The 20,574-nt window shown below is 67.1% G+C and carries 20 protein-coding genes; 13 read left to right on the top strand and 7 right to left on the bottom strand.

Annotation, left to right across the window (positions count from 1 at the left end; genetic code table 11):
• Nucleotides 1–61: 61 nt before the first annotated feature.
• Complete coding sequence (locus R9X41_RS15090) at nt 62–1,042, bottom strand: NAD(P)H-dependent flavin oxidoreductase (protein WP_318631260.1); 981 nt, start codon at nt 1,040–1,042, stop codon at nt 62–64.
• A 269-nt stretch (nt 1,043–1,311) separates the two neighbouring features.
• Here R9X41_RS15090 and R9X41_RS15085 point away from each other — a divergent pair, with 269 nt between their 5' ends.
• From R9X41_RS15085 to R9X41_RS15065, 5 genes are all read left to right on the top strand, one after another.
• Nucleotides 1,312–2,232, top strand: a complete 921-nt coding sequence (locus R9X41_RS15085; RefSeq protein WP_318631259.1) for a LysR substrate-binding domain-containing protein — start codon at nt 1,312–1,314, stop codon at nt 2,230–2,232.
• A gap of 133 nt (nt 2,233–2,365) precedes the next feature.
• Nucleotides 2,366–3,697 (top strand): histidinol dehydrogenase, encoded by a 1,332-nt coding sequence (hisD, locus tag R9X41_RS15080; protein WP_318631258.1) that lies wholly within the window; start codon nt 2,366–2,368, stop codon nt 3,695–3,697.
• A complete protein-coding gene (locus tag R9X41_RS15075) occupies nt 3,694–4,461 on the top strand; it encodes an SDR family NAD(P)-dependent oxidoreductase (protein ID WP_318631257.1) in 768 nt (255 codons plus the stop codon). Before hisD ends, R9X41_RS15075 begins: the two co-directional genes overlap by 4 nt.
• Nucleotides 4,458–5,474: a LacI family DNA-binding transcriptional regulator gene (locus tag R9X41_RS15070; RefSeq protein WP_318631256.1), complete on the top strand. Its 1,017-nt coding sequence runs from the start codon at nt 4,458–4,460 to the stop codon at nt 5,472–5,474. The genes R9X41_RS15075 and R9X41_RS15070 overlap by 4 nt, the downstream gene beginning before the upstream one ends.
• A gap of 121 nt (nt 5,475–5,595) precedes the next feature.
• Complete coding sequence (locus tag R9X41_RS15065; RefSeq protein ID WP_318631255.1) at nt 5,596–6,567, top strand: Bug family tripartite tricarboxylate transporter substrate binding protein; 972 nt, start codon at nt 5,596–5,598, stop codon at nt 6,565–6,567.
• 55 nt (nt 6,568–6,622) lie between these two features.
• Here R9X41_RS15065 and R9X41_RS15060 read toward each other — a convergent pair whose 3' ends face one another.
• The 6 genes from R9X41_RS15060 to R9X41_RS15035 form a co-directional block, all read right to left on the bottom strand.
• Nucleotides 6,623–7,261 (bottom strand): VapC50 family PIN domain-containing toxin, encoded by a 639-nt coding sequence (locus R9X41_RS15060; RefSeq protein ID WP_318631254.1) that lies wholly within the window; start codon nt 7,259–7,261, stop codon nt 6,623–6,625.
• Complete coding sequence (locus R9X41_RS15055; protein WP_318631253.1) at nt 7,258–7,905, bottom strand: helix-turn-helix domain-containing protein; 648 nt, start codon at nt 7,903–7,905, stop codon at nt 7,258–7,260. Before R9X41_RS15055 ends, R9X41_RS15060 begins: the two co-directional genes overlap by 4 nt.
• Nucleotides 7,906–8,021: 116 nt before the next feature.
• Nucleotides 8,022–8,978, bottom strand: a complete 957-nt coding sequence (locus tag R9X41_RS15050; RefSeq protein ID WP_318631252.1) for a 3-hydroxyacyl-CoA dehydrogenase — start codon at nt 8,976–8,978, stop codon at nt 8,022–8,024.
• Between the two features lie 32 nt (nt 8,979–9,010).
• Entirely contained in the window at nt 9,011–10,411 is a 1,401-nt protein-coding gene (locus R9X41_RS15045) for an LLM class flavin-dependent oxidoreductase (protein WP_318631251.1), read from the bottom strand.
• Between the two features lie 24 nt (nt 10,412–10,435).
• Complete coding sequence (locus R9X41_RS15040) at nt 10,436–10,747, bottom strand: DUF4387 domain-containing protein (protein WP_318631250.1); 312 nt, start codon at nt 10,745–10,747, stop codon at nt 10,436–10,438.
• The gene (locus tag R9X41_RS15035; protein WP_318631249.1) at nt 10,744–12,144 is read right to left on the bottom strand and encodes an acyclic terpene utilization AtuA family protein; all 1,401 of its coding nucleotides are present in this window, start codon (nt 12,142–12,144) and stop codon (nt 10,744–10,746) included. The genes R9X41_RS15040 and R9X41_RS15035 overlap by 4 nt, the downstream gene beginning before the upstream one ends.
• 197 nt (nt 12,145–12,341) lie before the next feature.
• Between R9X41_RS15035 and R9X41_RS15030 the strand changes: the two genes are divergently transcribed.
• From R9X41_RS15030 to R9X41_RS14995, 8 genes are all read left to right on the top strand, one after another.
• Nucleotides 12,342–13,313 carry a flavin reductase gene (locus R9X41_RS15030; protein WP_318631248.1) on the top strand — a complete coding sequence of 324 codons (972 nt, stop codon included), beginning with the start codon at nt 12,342–12,344 and terminating at the stop codon, nt 13,311–13,313.
• An 83-nt stretch (nt 13,314–13,396) separates the two neighbouring features.
• The gene (locus R9X41_RS15025; RefSeq protein ID WP_318631247.1) at nt 13,397–14,530 is read left to right on the top strand and encodes an ABC transporter substrate-binding protein; all 1,134 of its coding nucleotides are present in this window, start codon (nt 13,397–13,399) and stop codon (nt 14,528–14,530) included.
• Nucleotides 14,531–14,553: 23 nt separating this feature from the next.
• Nucleotides 14,554–15,426 (top strand): branched-chain amino acid ABC transporter permease, encoded by an 873-nt coding sequence (locus tag R9X41_RS15020; protein WP_318631246.1) that lies wholly within the window; start codon nt 14,554–14,556, stop codon nt 15,424–15,426.
• 14 nt (nt 15,427–15,440) lie between these two features.
• The gene (locus R9X41_RS15015; protein WP_318631245.1) at nt 15,441–16,322 is read left to right on the top strand and encodes a branched-chain amino acid ABC transporter permease; all 882 of its coding nucleotides are present in this window, start codon (nt 15,441–15,443) and stop codon (nt 16,320–16,322) included.
• Nucleotides 16,319–17,098, top strand: a complete 780-nt coding sequence (locus tag R9X41_RS15010; protein ID WP_318631244.1) for an ABC transporter ATP-binding protein — start codon at nt 16,319–16,321, stop codon at nt 17,096–17,098. The genes R9X41_RS15015 and R9X41_RS15010 overlap by 4 nt, the downstream gene beginning before the upstream one ends.
• Nucleotides 17,095–17,814, top strand: coding sequence for an ABC transporter ATP-binding protein (locus R9X41_RS15005; protein ID WP_318631243.1), 720 nt, complete (start codon nt 17,095–17,097; stop codon nt 17,812–17,814). Before R9X41_RS15010 ends, R9X41_RS15005 begins: the two co-directional genes overlap by 4 nt.
• Nucleotides 17,815–17,836: 22 nt before the next feature.
• A complete protein-coding gene (locus tag R9X41_RS15000) occupies nt 17,837–18,721 on the top strand; it encodes an MBL fold metallo-hydrolase (RefSeq protein WP_318631242.1) in 885 nt (294 codons plus the stop codon).
• A 394-nt stretch (nt 18,722–19,115) separates the two neighbouring features.
• Nucleotides 19,116–20,096: an IS110 family RNA-guided transposase gene (locus R9X41_RS14995; RefSeq protein ID WP_318631241.1), complete on the top strand. Its 981-nt coding sequence runs from the start codon at nt 19,116–19,118 to the stop codon at nt 20,094–20,096.
• The last annotated feature ends 478 nt before the right edge of the window (nt 20,097–20,574 follow it).

The following is a 20,574-nucleotide window of genomic DNA, read 5'->3' as shown; positions in this document are numbered from 1 at the left end:
GAATCTCCCAGGGTTTCAGGAACTGTTGAAGAAAAATGGCGGTGAGAAAGCGCGGCAGGCGTCAGGCGGTGATTTCCACGGCGCGGTGCGACTGCAGAAGCTGTTTTGCCTGCGCAGAAACCTCCTGAACGATCGAGGCGGCCGATCGAATCTCGTGAATCAGCCCGACGGCCTGGCCGACCGTCACGTTGGCCGTATCGCAATCGCCCTCGGCATAAGCGCTTTCCACTTTCGATCGCGCCGCCGGCTGCTCCGCGAGCAGTTGGTCTTCATGGCCGTGCCATTGGCGGATGAAATCGTTGACCAGCAGCCGGCCGGTGTATTCACGCGGCCACTGGCGGCCGCGGGCGATGTCGTAGACGGAGGTGCGCAAGGTCTGCCCGCCGCGGGCTTTCACGACGAGGTCCTTGGCGTTGCGATGGATCAGCGCTTCGTGGCTGGCCCAGAAACGCGTGCCCATCAGCACGCCGTCGGCGCCCAGCATCAGGGCGGCGGCCAGGCCCCGGCCGTCGGCGATGCCGCCGGCGCTCAGCAGCAGGGTCGTGGGTGAATGCGCGGCCAGGTGGTCGGCGACCTCGGGGGTGAAGGTCATCGTGGTTTGCCGGTCGAAGCCGTGGCCGCCGGCTTCGGTGCCCTGAGCCACCACCACCGTCGCACCGCAGTCGATCGCGCGCTGCACGTGTTCCAGCGTCTGCACCTGGCAGATCAGCGCAATGCCGGCGTCTGTCACCTTGCGGGCGAAGGGCTGCGGATCGGAAAACGACAGCATCAGCGCACGCGGCCGGCGGGCGAGGGCGCGGTCCAGCAGGGATTCATCGGCGGCCATCGACCAGGTGATGAAGCCGCAGCCGATGGGCGCGTCGCCGGCCCGCTCGAATTCCGCCTCCAGCATGTCGTGGCTGCCGTAGCCGCCGCCCAGCAGGCCCAGGCCGCCGGCATTGGAAACCGCGGCGGCCAGGCGGCCGCCGGAGGCCGGATCCATCGGTGCCAGCGCAATGGGATGGGTGAGGTCGAAGCGTTGGGTGAAGCGTGTGGTCAGCATGGTTTCGGGTTTGCGCCAAGGGGTGAATGCACGGATGCTAGGCAGGCCCATCGTTCGATAGAAACGATTTATCCCGATGCCAGCCATCGACCTGGCGGATGGCACCAAGCCGGCGCTCTACTGACCCGCCGGCCGCACCAAGGCGAGGTTTCCGGTGCATCAAGGTGGGTCATGCGGACAAATAAGCGGGCTTGGTGCCCGGCACGCTTGATGCATTGATCGACCATTCGAATGGCTTTGTCTTTTTTTGATCTCCCAAGGAGAACGCTTTGGAAGTTGCCGACCTCACGACCTTCGCCGCGGTCGCACGCTGCGCCGGCATCACCCGCGCCGCGCGCGAACTGCACACGGTGCAGTCCAACGTCACCAACCGCATCAAGGCGTTGGAAGAAGAGGTGGGCGTGCGGCTGTTCGAGCGCCACAGCCGGGGTGTGGTGCTGACCAGCGCCGGCCAGCGTCTGCTGCCCTACGCGGCGCGCGCGGTGGCGCTGCTGCAGGAGGCCACCGCCATCGCGCGCGACGAGGGCGAGGCGCAGGGCACGCTCAACATCGGCACCATGGAAACCACCGTGGCCACCCGCCTGCCCGAGGTGCTCGGCCGCTTCGCCGAGATGTGCCCGGCGGTCGACCTGGTGGTGCAGGCCGGCCCCACGGCCGAGCTGGTGCAGAAGGTGCTCGACAACCTGGTCGACGGCGCCTTCGTCGCCGGGCCGATCGACCATCCGGACCTGGTCGCCGAGCGCGCTTTCGAAGAGGAGCTGGTGCTGGTGACCTCGCGCCGCTGGCAGAACCTGGCCGCGCTGCGCAACAACGCCACGCCGATCAGCGCGCTGATGTTCCGCACCGGCTGCTCCTACCGCCAGCGGCTGGAGCAGCTGCTGGTGCAGCTCGGAAGGCCCGCCTACAAGCGGCTGGAGTTCGGCTCCTTCGACGGCATCCTGGGCTGCGTGGCGGCGGACATCGGCATCACGCTGCTGCCGCGCGTGGTGGTGGAGCGCAGCCCGGTCGCCGCCAGCGTCGTCACCCACCAGATCGACGTGAACATCGCCCGCGCGCCGACCTTCTTCATCCGCCGCCGGCAGACGTACGAAGGCACCGCGCTGCGCATGTTCGTCCGCTGCCTGAGCGACCGGGTGCAGCAGGTGCCGCCGCTGTTTCCGGTGTCGGCCGAGCTGGCCTACGCGCATTGAGGTTTCGAAGGCGACGGGCACCGGCATGTGCTCGTCGCCGATCTCGTCCGGTCCGGGTAAACCCCGAATTGCATACGAATGCATAAAACTAAAACTGAATACGTATGCAGACCCAACCCGAGGACCTGAAACCATGATCCGATATCTCAAGCGCGGCCGCGATGTGCTGGCCCGTGCAGACGACGACTCCAAGGTGCGCGCCACCGTCGAAAACATCATTCGCGACATCGAGACCCGCGGCGATGTCGCGGTGCGCGAGTACAGCAAGAAGTTCGACAACTGGGAGCCCGCGGACTTCCGGCTGTCGCAGGCCGCCATCGAGAAGGCCATCAAGAGCCTGTCGGCGCGCGAGCTCGAAGACATCCGCTTCGCCCAGGCGCAGGTGCGCAACTTCGCGCAGATACAGCGCGACTCCATGCTCGACGTCGAGGTCGAGACCCGGCCCGGCGTGTTCCTGGGCCACAAGCACATCCCGATCAACGCGGTGGGCTGCTACATCCCCGGCGGCAAATACCCGCTGCTGGCCTCGGCCCACATGAGCGTGTTGACCGCCAAGGTCGCCGGCGTGAAGCGGGTGGTGGCCACCGCACCACCGTTCCACGGCGAGCCGCATCCGGCCATCGTGGCAGCCATGCACCTGGCCGGCGCCGACGAGATTCTGGTGCTCGGCGGCGTGCAGGCGGTGGTGGCGATGGCGGTGGGCACGCCCAGCATCGCGCCGGTCGACATGCTGGTGGGTCCGGGCAACATGTTCGTGGCCGAGGCCAAGCGGCAGTTGTTCGGCCGGGTCGGCATCGACCTGTTCGCCGGTCCCACCGAAACCCTGGTGATCGCCGACGAGACGGTCGACGGCGAGATGTGCGCGGTCGACCTGCTCGGCCAGGCCGAGCACGGCCTGACCACGCCGGCGGTGCTGCTCACCACCAGCGAGAAGCTGGCGCGCGACACCATGGCCGAAGTGGAGCGGCAGCTCACCATATTGCCCACCGCGGAGATCGCCGCGAAGAGCTGGGCCGACTTCGGCGAAGTCATCGTCTGCGACACCGAGGTGGAGATGCTGCAGAAAGCCGACGAGATCGCCTCCGAGCATGTGCAGGTGATGACCCGCGATCCCCAGTACTTCCTGGAGAACATGACCAACTACGGCGCGCTGTTCCTCGGGCCGCGCACCAACGTGGCCTTCGGCGACAAGGTCATCGGCACCAACCACACGCTGCCCACCAACAAGGCCGCGCGCTACACCGGCGGCCTGTGGGTCGGCAAGTTCCTCAAGACCTGCACCTTCCAGCGCGTGACCACCGATGCGGCCAGTGCCGAGATCGGCGAGTACTGCTCGCGCCTGTGCCACATGGAAAATTTCGCCGGGCATGGCGAGCAGGCCAACATCCGCGTGCGCCGCTACGGCACCCGCGCGGAAGTGCCCTGGTACGAGCCGGTGCCGGCCCTGGCCGACCAGCCCGCATGACGGCGCTGCCCGTCTTTGCCGGCTTCGGCCTGCAGGGCCGGCGTGCGCTGGTGACCGGGGGCGGCCGGGGCCTGGGCCTGGCGGCAGCCGCCGCGCTGGCCCAGGCCGGCGCCGAAGTGACGCTGGCCGCACGCTCGCAGGCCGAGCTGGAGAGCGCCTGCGCGGCGATCCGCGCGGCCGGCGGTGTGGCCGACCACCTGGTGCTCGACGTCACCGACTCAGCAGCCGTCACCGCCGCCATCCGCGAGCGGCCGCCGTTCCAGGTGCTGGTCAACAACGCCGGTATGAACCGGCCCAAGCTGTTGGTCGACACGCTCGACGAAGACATCGACGCGGTCTTCGCGCTCAACGTCAAGGCCACCTTCTACGTCACCCGTGAAGTGGCGCGCAGCCTGCAGGCCGCCGGCCTGCCGGGCTCCATCGTCAACGTGTCCTCGCAGATGGGCCACGTGGGCAGCCCGCGCCGCACGCTCTACTGCGCGAGCAAGCACGCGGTGGAGGGCATGAGCAAGGCGCTGGCCTGGGAGCTGGGGCCGGCGGGCATCCGAGTGAACACGCTGTGCCCGACTTTCATCGAAACCGCCTTCACCGCGCCGATGTTCGCGGACGCCGCCTTCCGGCAGTTCGTGCTCGACAAGATCGCGCTTGGCCGGCTCGGGCAGATCCACGAGGTGATGGGGCCGGTGGTCTTCCTGGCGAGCGACGCGTCGAGCCTGATGACCGGCAGCGCGCTGATGCTCGACGGAGGCTGGACGGCGGCATGAAGGCCAAGGTCACCGCCCACGACGTCGCGCGGCTGGCCAACGTGTCGCAGTCGGCGGTTAGCCGCTCGTTCACCGCCGGCGCCAGCGTGGCACCCGAGACCCGCGAGCGCATTCACGCCGCCGCGCGCAGCCTGGGCTACCGGCCCAACGCCATCGCCCGCAGCCTGATCACCCGGCGCAGCCACATCATCGGACTGGTGATGAGCTACCTGGAGAACCAGTTCTACCCGCTGGTCATCGAGCGCCTGAGCCAGGCGCTGCAGCGCGAGGGCTATCACGTGCTGCTGTTCATCAGCGAGACGGGCGACGCCGACGCGGTGCTGGCCGACATCCTGCAGTACCAGGTCGACGGCATCGTGATGGCGTCCACCACGCTGTCGTCGGCGCTGGCGCAGGACTGCGCCGAGGCCGGCATTCCGGTGGTGCTGTTCAACCGGGTGGCGCAGATGGGCGCCATGGGGCGCTTCTCGACCAGCTCGGTCACCTCGCGCAACCGCGAGGGCGGCGCCCTGGTGGGCGAGTTGCTGGTACGCACCGGACACCGGCGCATCGCCTGGCTGGCCGGGCTCGAGAACGCATCCACCAGCCTCGATCGCGAAGCCGGCCTGACCGAGGCGCTGCAGGCCGCGGGCCTGGCGCTGCATGCGCGGGCGGTCGGCCGTTACGACTTCGGGCAGGCGCGGCGCGCCACGCTGGAGTTGTTCAGCGACCCGGCCACGCGGCCCGACGCGGTATTCGCCGCCAACGACCACATGGCCATCGCGGTGCTGGAAACCCTGCGCCGCGAGCTCGGCCTGAACGTGCCGCAGGACGTGTCGGTCGTCGGCTTCGACAACGTGCCGCAGGCCGCCTGGCCCTCCTTCGACCTCACCACCGTGCAGCAGGACGTGGACCGCATGGTGGACGCCACCCGCACGCTGCTGTTCGAGCGCCTCGGCGGCGAAGTGCAGCCCCGCAGCGTGGCGGTGCCGTGCGTGCTGGTCGAACGCGGCACGGTGGCTGACCGGGCTTGAGGCGACGCACGCGGCTGACGCATATCAGGTATCGGAAAGAGGGTGACGGCTCCTGCCGATACTTCCCCGGGCGCGTGCGAAGCACGGCTCAACGAGCAAACGAGAAAGACGGAGACAAGCCATGAATTTCCTCAAGACCGCGTGCGCCGCCGCGCTGCTGGTGACCGCCGGAATCGCCGGTGCGCAGGCCCCGGCCTATCCGAGCAAGCCGATCAAGCTGATCGTGCCCTACGCCGCCGGCGGCGCCTCGGACCTCTCGGCCCGCTGGCTGGCCGACGGGCTCACCCAGCGCTTCAAATACACCATCGTGATCGAGAACCATCCGGGCGCGGCCGGCAACATCGGCACCCGCATGGTGGCCAAGGCGGCTCCCGACGGCTACACCTTGCTGCTGGGCTACGACGGCACGTTGACCATCAATCCATGGGTCTATCCCAATGTCGGCTTCGACACGCTCAAGGACTTCGTTCCGGTCAGCAAGATCGACGACTCCACGCTGCTCCTGGTGGCCAACAACGACCTGCCGGCCAAGAATGTCAAGGAGTTGATCGCGCTCGCCAAGGCCAAGCCCGGCACGCTGGATTACGCCACCACCGGCATCGGCAGCACGCCGCACGTGGCCGGTGAAATGATGAACCTGCAGTTCGGCATCGACCTGCGCCACATCCCCTATGCCGGCGGCGCACCGGCGATGACGGCGGTGATGGGCGACCACGTGAAGATGGTCTATACCGCGGTCGGCACGGCGGTCACCTTCGTGCAGGCCGGCAAGGTCAAGGCGCTGGGCGTATCGGCGCCCAAGCGCTCGGCTGCGCTGCCGGACGTGCCCACCTTCAGCGAACTGGGCGTTCCAGGCTTCGACCTGAATTCCTGGTTCGGCATCCTGGCGCCGGCCGGAACCCCCAAGGACATCGTCGACCAGCTGCAGCGCAACATCCGCGAAGTGGTGCAGAGCCCGGGCTACCGCGAGCGCTACATCGCCGCCGGTCTGGAGCCGGTGGGCAACACCTCGGAGGAGTTCGGCGCCCAGATCAAGGCCGACCTGGCGCGCTGGGGGGACATCGTGAAGAAGGCGAAGGTGACGGCGCAGTGAGTGAGCGGCTCGCCCAGGCGGGAAGGTTCGGTCAGGCACAAAGCGTTGTGCGCCTTCAATCACTCGGTGGCCGTCGATCCTTCTTCCGGGGCACCACCCTGCGCTTGTCGGCGATCGCTCGGGTCAAGCTGCGTGCGCCTTGTTCCTGGAGGGCGAACAGTAGCTCCTCGAGGGAGTAGGGGGGCGCACGGAGGTCGCGCACCGCGCGATCAAGCGCCCGCTCCACCGCGTCGGGCCTGGCGGCGAAGGCCTCGTCGAGAAATTGGCCGGAGGTCATGACCCGCACGCCCAGGGCACCCATCCGGCCTGGCGCGAAATCCTTGACGTTATCGGTCACCAGCAGGACATCGAACGCGTCGCCGTCTTCGTCCGCACTGCGGCGCAGTGTCAATGCGGCTGCCGCCACGTGGCGATCTTTTTCATCCACTCGCCCGGGAACCATCGACGCGTCGAGGGTCGATGCAAAAAGCTCCCAGTCCGGGCACCGGCGCTTCATGGCGGAGAGCCGGCGCTCAGCCGCCGTCGCGCTCAAGCCGAAGACGGCGGTGGCGTTCTTGAGGAACTCGGCGTCGATGCCGAGGGTCCAGTGAACCGACATGACGTTTTCGGCGCGGATGTCCATGATGACGTCCGACATCCGGGGCTTGAGCAAAACGCAGGTGTCCAGCACCACCGCAGTGTCGGCGAGATTCACGGCCGGACTTTTCGATCCGGGATGGAGTTCTTTGCAGGCTTCCTGGGTTTCTGGCGAGTTCGCACCACATTCGTGTAGTGGCTGTCATCGTGGTCGTAAAGGCCGGCTTCCACGCCCGCCTCACGCATGCCGGGGGCGTCATGGTGCTGCGCCGCCGATTGCAATCTGTACCGCTCCAGTCCGTCCCGAGGAATACGCCGGTGTCCGCCGTCGGTCACCTCGATCGGCCCCAACTTGCCTGAATCGCAAAGCATCGTGATGTACGGCCGGCTCATCCCCAAAATCGCCGCGGCCTGTGCCGTGGAGAGAAGGTCCGGGGATTCCCTGCTGGCCTGCGCAGGCACGGGCTGCCGGACCGGCGACATTTCGGCGCCTGCCAGCTTGGTGATCAAAGCCATGCGCAATGCCTTGCCCCCGGCGGAATCCTGCGTCAGAGACTCCTGGAGCACCTTGGCAATCAAGACGCTGAGACGACCTCCCATCTTGCTGAATGCCGACGAGGAAGAACCGATCTCGAGAAGGTTTTCCTGGATGCCGCGGGCGACGGCATCGGCCAGCGGCTGGATTGGGTCAATTGCGGGACGCTGGCTTGCGGGCTGACCGGCGACGACTTTTTTTTCGCTCGAGACTCTGGTGCGGCTCATACATTCTCCTGAATGAGCCATTGTAAATAAAAACGAAAAAAACGAAATAATCGAAGCCGGGTCATTGCCCGACTGCGCCAGACGGCCGGGGGAGGCGCCTCAGTGAAGTCGCCTTGTCATATCGGGTGCTTTCGCGCCGCCGCGAAGGCCATCAGCCGCTCGTCCCGCCACGCCCGCCGCGACTCCAGATCCGCCTGCGACAGGTACTCCCGCCGCTCGGCTTCCACCTGGCCGATCAGCGGCTGGCCCCAGGGCTGCTCGTGGCGGCGCGAGTCGGCGATGCGCTGGTAGAGCCCGCCCAGGCGCTGCGCATAGTCGGCCACGCCGCCGGGGGCGTTGAGGTCGATGGTCTCGAAGGGGCCCATGAACGACCAGCGCCAGCCCAGGCCGTCGCGCACCGTCTTGTCGACGTCTTCGCAGCTGGCCACGCCTTCCTCGACCAGCGCCCAGGCCTCGCGCAGCAGCACGGCCTGCAGACGGTTGAGCACGAAGCCCTCGACCTCCTTGCGCACGTGCACCACGGTCTGGCCGACCGCCTGCATCAGCCGGTCGGCGAAGGCCAGGGTCTGCTGCGAGGTCTCGGGCGAGGGCACCAGCTCCACCACCGGCACCAGGTAGGGCGGATTGACCGGATGCACGATCAGCACCCGGGGCGACAGCCCCAGGCCCAGCGCGAAGGCCGAGCCCGGGATGCCCGAGGTGGAGCTGCCGACGATCAGGTCCGGCCCGGCGAGGGCGTCGAGCTGCTCCATCAGGCCGCGCTTCACGTCCACCCGCTCCAGCACCGACTCCTGCACGTAGGCCACGCCCTCGACCGCCTCGGCCAGCGTGTCGACCGTGCTGACCCGCGCGACGATGGTCGCCGGGTCCTCCTGTACGAGGCCGTGCCGGTGCAGGCCGACGAGCTGGCTGCGGATCAGCGGGATCGCCTTGGCGGTGATCTCCGGGTTGGTGTCGAACACCTTCACCCGCAGCCCCGCGCGCGCATAGACCACCGCCCAGCCCGCGCCCACCAGCCCGGCGCCGACGATGGCGACCGGCCGGCCGCCGGTCAGTTTCTCGATCTCGGTCATCTGTCTTGTCTCCTGTTGATGTCCGGGAAAGGCTAAGTGCCTTTGATCGAGGCTGCAAGCGAATCGGGGCCGCTCTGCTGCTTCCAGTCGCCGGCCTTGGGCGCTTCCAGGCCGAGGTTGCCGCGCAGCGTATTGCTCTCGTATTCGGTGCGCACCAGGCCGCGCTTTTGCAGCTCGGGCACCACCATGCGCACGAAGTCCTCGTAGCTGCCGGGCATGTGGGTGGGCGAGAGTACGAAGCCGTCGCAGCCGCCTTCGCGGAACCACTGCTCCATCTCGTCGGCGACCTTCTTCGGCGAGCCGATGAACACGTTGAACTCGCGCAGCCGGGCGCGCTTGGAGAACTCCACGAAGTCGCGCACCGACGGGTTCTTCTTGCCCGACAGGGTGACGACCCGGTCGCGGAAAGTCTGCCAACCGGAGATGGCGGCCATTTCCTCGTCGGTGAAGGGCGCGTCGATGTCGCGGGTGGAGAAATCGGTGTTAAGCACCTCGCAGATCAGCGTGAGGCCGTCGATCGGCTCGGCCAGCGCGTCCATGTAGTCGAACTTCTGCTGGGCGATCTCGTCGGTCTCGCCGACCACCACGTGGCAGGCGGTGGCGATGCGCACCTTCTCCGGGTCGCGGCCCGAGGCGGCGATGGCGGCCTTCATCTCGGCGTACTGCTTCTTGGCCAGCCCCAGGTTGGGATAGACCACGAACAGCAGCTCGCCCCAGCGCGCCGCGAATGCCCGGCCCCGGCCGCTCTGTCCGGCCTGGATCAGCACCGGCTGGCCCTGCGGCGAGCGGGGCACGGTGAAGGGGCCGCGCGAGTTGAAGAACTGGCCCTTGTGGTCCAGGCGCTTGACCTTGTCGGCATGGGCGAACTGGCCGGTGTCCTTGTCGTTGACGATGGCGCCTTCTTCCCAGGTGTCCCAGTGGCCCAGGGTGGTTTCCAGGAACTCGTCGGCGCGGTCGTAGCGCAGGTCGTGCTCCAGGTGCTCCTCCTTGCCGAAGTTGGCCGCTTCGGAGTCGTTGAGCGAGGTCACCACGTTCCAGGCGGCGCGGCCCTTGCTCATCAGGTCGAAGGTGGCGAAGGTGCGGGCCACGTGGTAGGGCTCGTAGTAGGTGGTGGAGTAGGTCGCGCCCAGGCCCAGGTGGGTGGTGACGGCGGCCATCGCCGACAACACCACCAGCGGATCGAGCTTGACCGCGCGCACCCCGGCCGCCACGGTCTGCGCATGGTCGGCCGAATAGAGGTCGGGCATGGCCAGCCGGTCGTCGAAGAAGGCCATGTCGAACTTGCCCGCCTCCAGCGTGCGGGCGATGCTCTGGTAATACTCCGGCGTGAGGTAGCCGGGGTCGCTGGCCACATGGCGCCAGCTGCCCGGGTAGGTGGAGCAGTTCTGTGCCTGCATGAAGCCGATCAGGCTCATCTTTCGTTCGTTTGCCATTGTTCTTGTCTCCTCGTGGTGCGGTCAGTCCGGAATGTCGACTTCGAGAATCGGCGCGTGCTGCTGCGCGCCGTACACGTCGCGGTCGTCGAAGGCGCCGGCCGGGATCAGCCGGGGCAGGGTGGCCTTGAAGGCCCGCGCCGGCGGGTAGGGCATGAAGAGCACCTGCGATTCCTCGACCTTGTAGAGCTTTGCGAACAGCGCCGCGCTCAGGATGCCGGTGGACAGCACCCGCTCGAACAGCTCGTCGGAGCTGAAGATCACGTCGATGGTCACTTCGAAGGGGCCGGCGTTCTTGCTCTTGCAGACGCTGGCGAGTTCACGGATGACGGTCATGATTGGCCTTTCACGTCGGCGTATTCGATGGGGAAGAGGTGGTACGGGTCGTCGGCGTCCACGATGTGATAGACGGTGAACTCGTAGCTCGCGCCCAGTTCCACGTCGGCCGGCGAGAAGGGAATGCCCATGTTTCCCTCCTTGCACATGCGCCCCGGAAAGTCCGCATGCAGCGTGGTGGTGCGGGCGATGGCGACCACCGCGTTGGCCACTTCCTGCGTGGGCGCCAGCACTTCGAGGATGAAGCTCAGCTCGTGCGCCTGGGTGGTGGTGCGCGGCTCGCGCTCGCCCATCACGCCGTTGAGGCCATAGGCGCGGATCGAGAGCTTGTAGCCGTCCTCTGGCACGCCGAAGTTGTGGCTCTTCTCGGCGACGATGGCGCGCACCCGCTGCAGGTAGTCGTCGATGCCCGCGATCAGTACCGGGTCGCGGGTAGCCAGCATGGAGATGGCGCGGAAGCCCACGCGCTGCACGCCTTCCATCTTGACGGTGTAGACGTCGGCCTGGTGCCACTTCATGCCGCGCACCCGCACGATGCGGTCGGTGAGCTGCTCGAAGGTGCAACCCTCGGTGTCGAGCATGCCGCCGGGCTCGTAGTGGTGGATGGCGCTGGGGTTCTCGTGCAGCGCGAAATTGGCCACCGACAGCTTGGTGCACGACTGCTCCGGGTTGGTCGGCTCCAGGTCGATGTAGTCGGTGTAGACGCGGGCCAGCAGGCAACCGTCGCGTTTGGGGGCGGCGGGTTCGGCGCCGCATTCGAGCATCTTGCCGGCATACCAGCCCATCTCCGGCGGCAGGCCGGCGCGGGCGGCACCGGCAGCCCAAATCGATGGGTCGGTGGCGCGGCCGGCCAGGATCACCTGGGCGCCTGAATCCATCGCGCGGACGAAGGGCTCCGGCCCCATCAGGCCGACGATGCGCTCGGCGCCGTCGATCTGCTCGACGGTGAGCGGCGGCCGCCTGGAGGCGGGTTTCACCTTGCCTGCGGCCAGCTGCTTCTTCAGGAAGGCCTTGTCCTGCTCGGCATGGATCAGCGCGAGCTTGAAGTCGAGCTTCTCTTCCCGGGCGATCTCGCGCACCAGCTCGGCCATCATCTGCAGGTGCGGCTCGCCGCCGGCACCGCCGCAGGTGCTGATGACCACCGGAATGCCGCGCGGCACGGCGGCCAGCAGCATCAGGCGGGTATCGCGCTTGAGGGCCAGGCGCGAGCAGAAGGGGATGCCGGCGCCGAGGTAGTAGGGGCCGGGGTCGGTGCTGCCGGCGTCGGCACCGATCATGTGGGGATCGGCATCCATGCCGCGCCGCAGCGCGTCTTCGGGAAAGCCGTATCCCAGGATGGAGGTGACCGCCAGCAGCCGGGCCTCCGGGGGTGATGTCTTGTCTCTGGTTGCGTTCATGGCTTGAAGCTCTTGTGGTTCAGCAGGAGCACCGACTATCCGTCGGGCCTCGGCCGCTCGACAACGAATAACAGGTATGAGCGCCCGTGCCGCCGGCCTCGTCGGCGCGATACCTGTTATGCATTGCACGAGCGCGAGCGGCTCTCCACACTGCCGGCCAAACAGCCCCCACCGGGCGACGACAGGAGACATCAGCCATGAGCCAGACACCACCCGACGCGAACGCCCGCAGCTTCCGCCACGCCCTCGGATGCTTCCCCACGGGGGTCGCGGTCATCACCACCACCGACGCCCAGGGCCAGCCGGTCGGGCTGACCTGTAACTCCTTCAGCTCGGTTTCGCTGGAGCCGCCGCTGGTGCTCTGGAGCCTGCGCAACAACAGCAAGTCGATCGACATCTTCCGCAAAACGGAGCAGTTCGCGATCAACGTGCTGTCGCACCGGCAGGACGATATTTCCGGGCGCTTCGCCAGCAGCAGCAAGAGCATGGCCGAGAAGTTCGACGGCGTGGCCACCAGCCGGGGCTGGGGCGGCACGCCGGTGCTCGACGACTGCATCGCCAACTTCCAGTGCAGCGTGTATGCGCGCCACGAAGCCGGCGACCACGTGGTCTTCATCGGCCAGGTGGAAGCCTTCGAGCAGAGCAGCCCGGAAGACGCGCTGGTCTTCTACAAGGGCGCCTACATGATGCTGGCGCAATCGCTGCGCGCTTTGGCCCTGAAGGACAACGCGGCCGAGCGCGACCTGATCCAGGCCCGCGCCGCGGTGCTGGGCAGCCTGGTGCGGCTGGCGGCGGTGGCGGCGCGGCAGGAGGACTTCGACGCCATCGAACAGAACCTGCGGGTGCTGGATCGTCATGCCGAGGAAGGCGACATGGTGCACCGCGCCGAGGCGGCCATCGTGTTCTTCAAGCAGCTCACCGCCGCCGCGCACAACGACATGCTGACGGTGGTGGCGCAGTCGCTCACCACCATGCTGGAGCACACCGTGTCGCACCAGGTGGCGCATGCGCAGGCGCACGCCATCTACCTGCCGGCGCTCACCCCGCTGCGTTGGCGGGTGCTCGAAGGCATGAAGGCACGCGACCCCGACGCGGCCGCCGACGCCATGGCGCGCTACTTCGCGCTGGTGGCCGCCTCGCGCGCCCAGGCCGAACTGAGCCCGGCCTGAGCGGCCCGGCCGCCCGCCACGCGCCCGGTCAGAGGCGCGGGCCGGGCGGCCGTCCCCGGTTTTTCACGAAGGAGACAAACACCATGACAACCCGGTCCATCCTGCGCGCCATCGCGTGCGCGGCCACGGCCCTCGCCTGCCTTTCGGCCCAGGCGCAGGACATCCGCATCGGCGCCAACTTTCCGCTCAGCGGGCCCCAGGGCTCGTACGGCGACGTCTTCATGACCGGCAGCAACCTGGCGGTGGACCATATCAACGCCGACAAGATGCTGCCGGGCAAGCTGTCCATCGTCTACGAAGACAGCCAGGGCACGCCGCAGCGCGGGGTGATCGGCATGAACAAGCTGGTCAACGTCGACAAGGTGCCTTACGTGCTGTCGTCCTTCACCGGCGTGCTCAAGGCCACCGCGCCCATCGCCGCGCGCAGCAAGACGCCCATCCTCAACGGTTCGGGCGTGGCGCCGGAGCTGGCCGAGCAGGGGCCGTTCTTCTGGAACGTGCTGCCGCTGATCAGCTTCGACGTGAAGGCCATGCTTCCCTACCTGATCAAGGAGCGCAAGGCCAAGCGCTTCGTGCTGATCTACGTCGACGAGACGGTCGGCCAGGCGGTGCTCAAGGAGATGGAGAGCACCCTGCCGGCCGCCGGTGGCGAGCTGGTGGCGGCGCTGTCGATACCGGCGAGCCTGCAGCAGTTCAGCGGCATCGCGGCCAAGGTGCGCGAGGCCAGGCCCGATGCGATCTACATCGCCTCGTGGGGCGCGCAGCAGGTGCAGATCGTCAAGCAGCTGCGCGACAACGGCGTGACCCAGCAGCTCGCCAGCTTCTCGACCTTCGTGCTGCCGGAGCTCGAAGCCCTGCCCGAATCCAAGGGCGCGCTCTACACCACCCAGCACGTCAACTGGGATTCGCCGGACCCGGTCACCCGCCGCTTCGTGGAGTCGTTCCGCGCCAAGTACCCGGGCAAGCAGCCGACCATCTACGCCGCCAACTTCTACAACTCGGTGCGCCTGTTCGCGCTGCTGTCGGTGGAGCTGCAGAAGAAGGGCAAGCCGATCACCGGTGAGAACCTGCTGGCCCAGCGCCTGGAGACCAAGGCCTTCGACATGGTGGGCGGGCGCATCGTCTTCCAGGACAACGGCACCGTGGCCGCGCCGATGCAGGTCAACGAGTACGACGGCAAGTCCACGCGCGTGATCGCCGTGCTGCCGGTGCAGTAGCCACTCGCCACCCGCCACCCGCCATGCTGCTGCTGCAACTGCTGATCAACGGCCTGCAGGTAGGGGCGCTCTACGCCCTCACCGCGGTCGGCTTCTCGCTGATCTTCGGCTCGACCAAGGTGTTCCATTTCGCGCATGGCTCCACCTTCACCATCGCCGGCTACGTCTTCTACTGGCTCTACTCCATCGCCCACCTGCACTGGTCGCTGGCCACGGCCGCGGCGGCGGTCGCGGCGGTGGCCTTCGGCGTGTTCATGGACCGCTGCGTCTACCTGCCGATCAAGCGGCACGAGGGCTCGTACTTCACCGTCTTCGTGGCCTCGTTCGGGGCGGCGATCATCGTGCAGAACGCCATCGGCATCGTCTTCGGCCGCAGCTTCATCTCGGTGTCGACGCCGCTCAGCGCCAGCGTGGAGCTGATGCCCTCGCTCTTCGTCTCGCCGCTGTCGGGCATCGCCATCGTCTGCGCGGTGGTGTTCTTCCTGGCGCTGCAGGTGTTCCTGATGCGGACCAACGTGGGCGTGGCGCTGCGCGCGCTGTCGGAGAACCCCGAGCTGGTGCGGGTCTTCGGCATGAACCCGCGCCGGCTCTCCACGGTGGTGTTCGCGCTCGGCTCGCTGCTGGCGGTGCCGGCGGCCATCCTCACCTCGGCCTCGGCCGGGCTCAACCCGGCCATCGGCCACCACGTGATGCTGATCAGCATGGCCGCCACCATCGTCGGCGGGGTGGGCAGCCTGCGAGGCGCGGCCTGCGCCGGGCTATTGCTGGGCATGGCCGAGAACCTGGCGCTGCTGTGGTTTCCGCCGCAGTGGACCGACGCGGTCAGCTTCATCGTGCTGTTCGCCTTCATCCTGTTCCGGCCGACCGGCTTTTTCGGCCGGCCGGTAGCCTCCTGAAGAAAGCACCGCCCATGCTGGCCTACCTGCTCAACCTGGCGACGCTGATCTGCATCAACGCGATCCTGGCGGTCACCCTCAACTTCATCCTGGGCTATGCCGGCATCTTCTCGCTGGCCCACGCCATCTTCTTCGGCATCGGTGCTTACGTGGCCGCCTACATGGGCCTGACCTGGGGCTCCTCGCTGCTGGCGGTGCTGCCGGTGGCCATGGCGGTGGCCGGCGCGCTGTCGCTGGTGCTGGCCTTGCCGGCGCTGCGGGTGCGGGGCGAATACTTCGTCGCCGCCTCGCTCGGGCTGCAGATGCTGGGTCTGACGGTCTTTGCCGAATGGAAGTCGGTCACCGGCGGCAACAGCGGCCTGAGCGCGATACCGCCGGCGCGGCTGTTCCAGCAGGAGCTCGACGGCCCTTACGAGGCGCTCGGCCTGGCGGCGGGCTGCCTGCTCGCGATCGTCGCGGTCACCAGCGTGCTGCTCAAGACCAGCTTCGGCCGTAACTTGCGCGCGGTGCGCGACAGCGAATCGGCTGCATGCGCCTGCGGCAAGAACGTGGCGGCGATCAAGACGCTGAGCGTGGTCGTCTCCTCGGCCCTGGCGGCGGTGGCCGGCGTGCTCTACGCCTTCTACCTGAGCTTCATCAACGTGGAGAGCTTCACGCTCGACACCTCGGTGCAGCTCATGGCCATGATCATCATCGGTGGCGTCGGCACGGTGCTCGGCCCCATCGTCGGCGCGGTGCTGCTGATGGTGCTGCCCAGCCTGTTCAGCTACCTGCCGTTTCTGCCGCAGACCGAGGTGGGCTCGATCCAGCAGATCGTCTATGGCCTGGCGATGGTGCTGCTCATGATCTACCGGCCCGGCGGCATCGCGGGCGTGGCGAGGCAGGGGGTGAAATGAGCGTCACCCCTCTCACCGCGAGCGACACCGCGCCGCCCATCCTGGAGATCCGCCACCTCAACAAGAGCTTCGGCGGTCTGAAGGTGACCGACGACGTCTCCATCAGCCTGCGCCCGGGCATCGTCACCACCCTGGTCGGCCCCAACGGCGCGGGCAAGACCACGCTCTTCAACCAGATCACCGGCCACTTGGCGCAGGACTCCGGCGAAATCCTGCTGCACGGCCAGCCGATCGGCCGCGCTGCCCACTGGCGCATCGCCCGCATGGGCGTGGGTCGCACCTTTCAGGACCTGCGGCTCTTCGACCAGATGAGCGTGGAAGAAAACGTGCTGACCGCCATGGAGCCGCGCGCCTGGCTGTGGCAGCGCGGTGGTCGGGCGGGCGCACGTGGCCGCGCCGACCGGGTCGCGCAGATCCTCGAGCAGACCCGGCTGGCCGGCAAGGCCCGGGTGCGGGCCATCGACCTGTCGTACGCGGAGCGCAAGTTCCTCAGCATCGCCCGCGTCATGGCCACCGACTCCACGCTCTGGTTGCTCGACGAGCCGGCCTCCGGGCTGGACCGCAACTCGTACGCGCTTTTCCTGGAACTCCTGCGCTCGCAGACCCGGCGTGGCGTGACCGTCTGCATCATCGAGCACAACCTCGATATCGTCGTCGGCATCTCCGACCGCATCGCCTTTCTGGATCGCGGCAAGTTGCTGGCCGACGGCGAGCCGGCCCAGGTGCTGGCCGATCCGCACCTGGCGGCCATCTATTTCGGGGAGCAGGCGGCATGAGCGGCGACAACACGGTACTGAGCGGACGCGGCCTGGTCGTGGGCTACGGCGGGCGGCCGGTGCTCGAAGGCCTGGATTTCGACCTGCGGGCCAACGAGGTGCTGTGCCTCATCGGCCACAACGGCGCCGGCAAGTCGACGCTGCTGAAGGCGCTGGTCGGGCTGATCCCGGTGTCGGCCGGCGAGATCGCGCTGCACGGCCGCGCCATTGCCCGGCCCAGCCCCCGGGACCTGGTGGCCGGCGGCGTGTCGCTGGTGCCCGAGGGGCGCGGCATCTTCCCCGGCCTCACCGTCGCCGAGACCATGCGGCTCGGCCTGTGGGCCGCCGGCGTGCCCAAGGCCGAGCAGGCCGCCCGGCTGGACTGGGTGCTGTCGGTGCTGCCACTGCTGAAGGACTTCTACGACCGGCGCGCCGGCTCGCTGTCGGGTGGTCAGCAGCAGATGGTTTCCATCGGCCGTGCGCTGCTCAGCCAGCCGCGCTGCCTGCTGATGGACGAGCCTTCCATCGGCCTGGCGCCCAAGCTGTTCCAGGACCTGCTGCGGCCGATCCGCGAGCTGCAGGACCGCACCGGCATGTCGATCCTGCTGGTGGAGCAGAACGTCAAGGAAGCGCTGAAGATCTCCGACCGGGTGCTGGTGATGAAGGCGGGCGCGATCGTGCGCGACACCGTGCCCGCCGAGCTGGCCGACAACGCCCGGCTGATGGAGCTGTACTGAATTCGGACCCAAGGAGCGAGCGATGGTGGTGAGATTCAAGATCGGCACGGTGACGGCCACGCGGGTGGAGGAAATGATCGACCGGAGCTTTCTGTTCCGCGACTTCTTCCGCCTGTCCACCGAGGAGGACGTGGCGCGCAACATCGACTGGATGGCGCCTGGCCATTACGAGGCCGACAGCGGCCGGCTATTGCTGAGCATGCATTCGTGGCTGGTGGACACCGGCCGGGCGAAGATCCTGATCGATGGCTGCATCGGCAACGACAAGGACCGGCCGGGGCGGCCGGACTGGTGCCAGCTGCAGACGCCCTTTCTCGAACGGCTGGCCGCTGCCGGCGCCCGGCCGGAAGACATCGACTATGTGCTGTGCACCCATCTGCATGCCGACCACGTGGGTTGGAACACGCGGCTGGTGGATGGGCGGTGGGTGCCGACCTTTCCCAACGCCAAGTACGTCTTCGGACGCAAGGAGCACGAGTTCTGGGCGGGGAAGTTCGCGACGGATGCGAACAGTCATCACCTGGCGGGGTATCGGGACAGTGTGCTGCCGGTGGTGGAGGCGGGACAGGCGATGGTGGTCGACGACTACGCGGAGATCGCCGACTGTCTGGTCGTCGCGCCGACGCCCGGGCATACGCCGGGGCATGTGGCCCTGTGGCTTACCTCGGGTGGTGAGGCGGCCGTGTTCACCGGGGACATGATTCATCACCCGGTGCAACTGAGGAATCCGGGGTGGAGTTGTTTTGGGTGTATCGACCAGGTGCAGTCTGTCGCGACCCGGACGCGGGTTTTGGGGGAGTGCGTTGATCGGGGGGCTACGTTGTTGCCAGCGCATTTCTTGGCGCCGTTTGGGGGGAAGTTGAGGAGGGAGGGTGAGGGGTTCTGGTGGGGGGATCGCGGCGATTGATCCTGTCGCTTCGTTTGCTGTATCTGGTGGTTTTGAGCTCTTTCGATTTCTTCTCTTTGCTGAGGGGGGGGGCTGGGGCTTGCTCTTTGCTGGCTTGTCTTTTTTTCTTTCTTCTACTGTTCGTAGGATGGAGCTGGGGGCTTGCGCGCCCCCAGACCCGCGGTAACTGATACCTTGTGGGCCAGCTTCCCTTCGCGCGAAGGAGGCCCGTTGCGGTGACCCTGTGCGGTAACTTGGGATCAGATCCCGTAAGAAAGACTGGTGCACGGTGACGGATTCGACGTCGTAGCTCGAACGGTGTCTTGGGGCGCCAGCGGCCCGCGCGGGCCGCTGGCTGACCCCGCGTATCAGGTTGAGAGAGTCGAATAGCGTGCTTTTTTGCAGGGTGTCGGCAATGAACTCTCAAGTGGGCGTAGATGTCAGCAAGGCCAAGCTCGATGCGGCGTTGCTCAACGAGCAGGGCAAGTACAGGACCAAGGTTTTTCCCAACACGGCAAGCGGTTGCGCGGCCTTGTTTGGCTGGTTGGTCGAGCACGTACAGGGCGGTGTGTCGCAAGTGCATGTCTGCATGGAGGCCACCGGCACGTACCACGAACTGCTCGCGTGTTCGCTTCACGACCAGGGCGTGCTGGTCTCGGTCGCCAACCCGATGAAGGTCAAACGCTTCATCGAGGTGGAGGGCACGCGCAACAAGACCGACAGCGCTGACGCCAGGAGCCTGGCGAGGTTCTGCCGGATGACGCGGCCAGAGGCCTGGGAGGCACCGAGCAGGGCGGTGCGGGAGTTGCAGGCGCTGGTTGCGCGTCTGGACACGCTGCAGCAGATCCGCCAGGGCGAGCTCAACCGCCTGGATGTGGCGCACAGCGCGGTACAACCCTCGTTGCAGGAGATGATTGATGTGCTGACGCAATCGATCAAGGAGGTCCAGCGCCGGATTCGCCAGACCATCGACGACGACCCGGATCTTCAGAAGCGAGATGGTTTGCTGCAGAGCATTCCGGGCATTGGAGAGCGCACGGTGGCGCAACTGCTGGCGCGCATAGGCCGGCCCGAGCGATTCAAGTCGATCAAGGAGCTGGCGGCGTTTGCGAGTGTTTCGCCCTTGATCAGACAGTCGGGCACTTCGCTCAACAAGCACCATGGCACTCATGCGCAGGGCCACCGGGAGCTGAAGAAGGCGTTGTATTTCCCGGCAATTGTCGCCAGTCGATGCAATCCGATCGTTGCGGCATTCAGCCAGCGTCTGAGGGCGCAGAACAAGCCTAAGAAGGTCGTGGTAGTGGCCTGCATGCACAAGTTGCTGGCGATCGTTTTTGGAGTACTCAGGTCGGGCAAACCATTCGACCCGTCGCTGGTTTCTGCAGCCGGGGCTTGACGACCAAGACGGTGTCTTTCTTTTCTGGCAAAAAAGAAAGTCACCAAAGAAAGTTGCCTTGAAGACGAGCTCGAAGCTCGGTCGGGCCATTGCTTCGCTCGGCCTGGGGAATGTGCCTTCGAACGCTCTAACGGCAACAGTTTGGACAAGGGTCGATCCAGTGCCTCTGCCCCTGCTTCGCAGGGTTGGGGCTGAGAGGGTAAGAACAGGTGACCGCACTGAGCACAGCGACGGGGCCGTGCTGCTCCGATGGCCACGCGCGCTGCTTGCACGGCCGAGAACGCACTGGCGCGTCGAATGGTCATATGACATGACCGCCGGCCGGCTGAGAACCGGGCGCACTGATCAAATCGACAAGCGGGGCGAATCGCACGCGACTGATCGCTCCGGCCACACCCCGGCGCGCAGCGAGCATGGCGATTGAACCAGCGCGGCCCCCTCACCGTGCTCAGTGCGGTGAACTGTCCTTACCCTCTCA

It is taken from the genome of Xylophilus sp. GOD-11R (assembly GCF_033546935.1).
Lineage (GTDB): Bacteria > Pseudomonadota > Gammaproteobacteria > Burkholderiales > Burkholderiaceae_C > Xylophilus.
The sequence above is the reverse complement of the archived record's forward strand: the minus strand, read 5'-3'. Positions and strand labels throughout refer to the sequence as shown.

Excerpts from the sequence above, each read along its gene's own strand:
- R9X41_RS15030 (WP_318631248.1), top strand. The coding sequence starts at position 12,342 with ATGAGCCAGACACCACCCGACGCGAACGCCCGCAGCTTCCGCCACGCC.
- R9X41_RS15000 (WP_318631242.1), top strand. The coding sequence starts at position 17,837 with ATGGTGGTGAGATTCAAGATCGGCACGGTGACGGCCACGCGGGTGGAG.
- R9X41_RS15050 (WP_318631252.1), bottom strand. The coding sequence starts at position 8,978 with ATGACCGAGATCGAGAAACTGACCGGCGGCCGGCCGGTCGCCATCGTC.
- R9X41_RS15070 (WP_318631256.1), top strand. The coding sequence starts at position 4,458 with ATGAAGGCCAAGGTCACCGCCCACGACGTCGCGCGGCTGGCCAACGTG.
- R9X41_RS15015 (WP_318631245.1), top strand. The coding sequence starts at position 15,441 with ATGCTGGCCTACCTGCTCAACCTGGCGACGCTGATCTGCATCAACGCG.
- hisD (WP_318631258.1), top strand. The coding sequence starts at position 2,366 with ATGATCCGATATCTCAAGCGCGGCCGCGATGTGCTGGCCCGTGCAGAC.
- R9X41_RS15045 (WP_318631251.1), bottom strand. The coding sequence starts at position 10,411 with ATGGCAAACGAACGAAAGATGAGCCTGATCGGCTTCATGCAGGCACAG.
- R9X41_RS15040 (WP_318631250.1), bottom strand. The coding sequence starts at position 10,747 with ATGACCGTCATCCGTGAACTCGCCAGCGTCTGCAAGAGCAAGAACGCC.
- R9X41_RS15035 (WP_318631249.1), bottom strand. The coding sequence starts at position 12,144 with ATGAACGCAACCAGAGACAAGACATCACCCCCGGAGGCCCGGCTGCTG.
- R9X41_RS15055 (WP_318631253.1), bottom strand. The coding sequence starts at position 7,905 with ATGAGCCGCACCAGAGTCTCGAGCGAAAAAAAAGTCGTCGCCGGTCAG.
- R9X41_RS15025 (WP_318631247.1), top strand. The coding sequence starts at position 13,397 with ATGACAACCCGGTCCATCCTGCGCGCCATCGCGTGCGCGGCCACGGCC.
- R9X41_RS15005 (WP_318631243.1), top strand. The coding sequence starts at position 17,095 with ATGAGCGGCGACAACACGGTACTGAGCGGACGCGGCCTGGTCGTGGGC.
- R9X41_RS15090 (WP_318631260.1), bottom strand. The coding sequence starts at position 1,042 with ATGCTGACCACACGCTTCACCCAACGCTTCGACCTCACCCATCCCATT.
- R9X41_RS14995 (WP_318631241.1), top strand. The coding sequence starts at position 19,116 with ATGAACTCTCAAGTGGGCGTAGATGTCAGCAAGGCCAAGCTCGATGCG.
- R9X41_RS15020 (WP_318631246.1), top strand. The coding sequence starts at position 14,554 with ATGCTGCTGCTGCAACTGCTGATCAACGGCCTGCAGGTAGGGGCGCTC.
- R9X41_RS15010 (WP_318631244.1), top strand. The coding sequence starts at position 16,319 with ATGAGCGTCACCCCTCTCACCGCGAGCGACACCGCGCCGCCCATCCTG.
- R9X41_RS15065 (WP_318631255.1), top strand. The coding sequence starts at position 5,596 with ATGAATTTCCTCAAGACCGCGTGCGCCGCCGCGCTGCTGGTGACCGCC.
- R9X41_RS15075 (WP_318631257.1), top strand. The coding sequence starts at position 3,694 with ATGACGGCGCTGCCCGTCTTTGCCGGCTTCGGCCTGCAGGGCCGGCGT.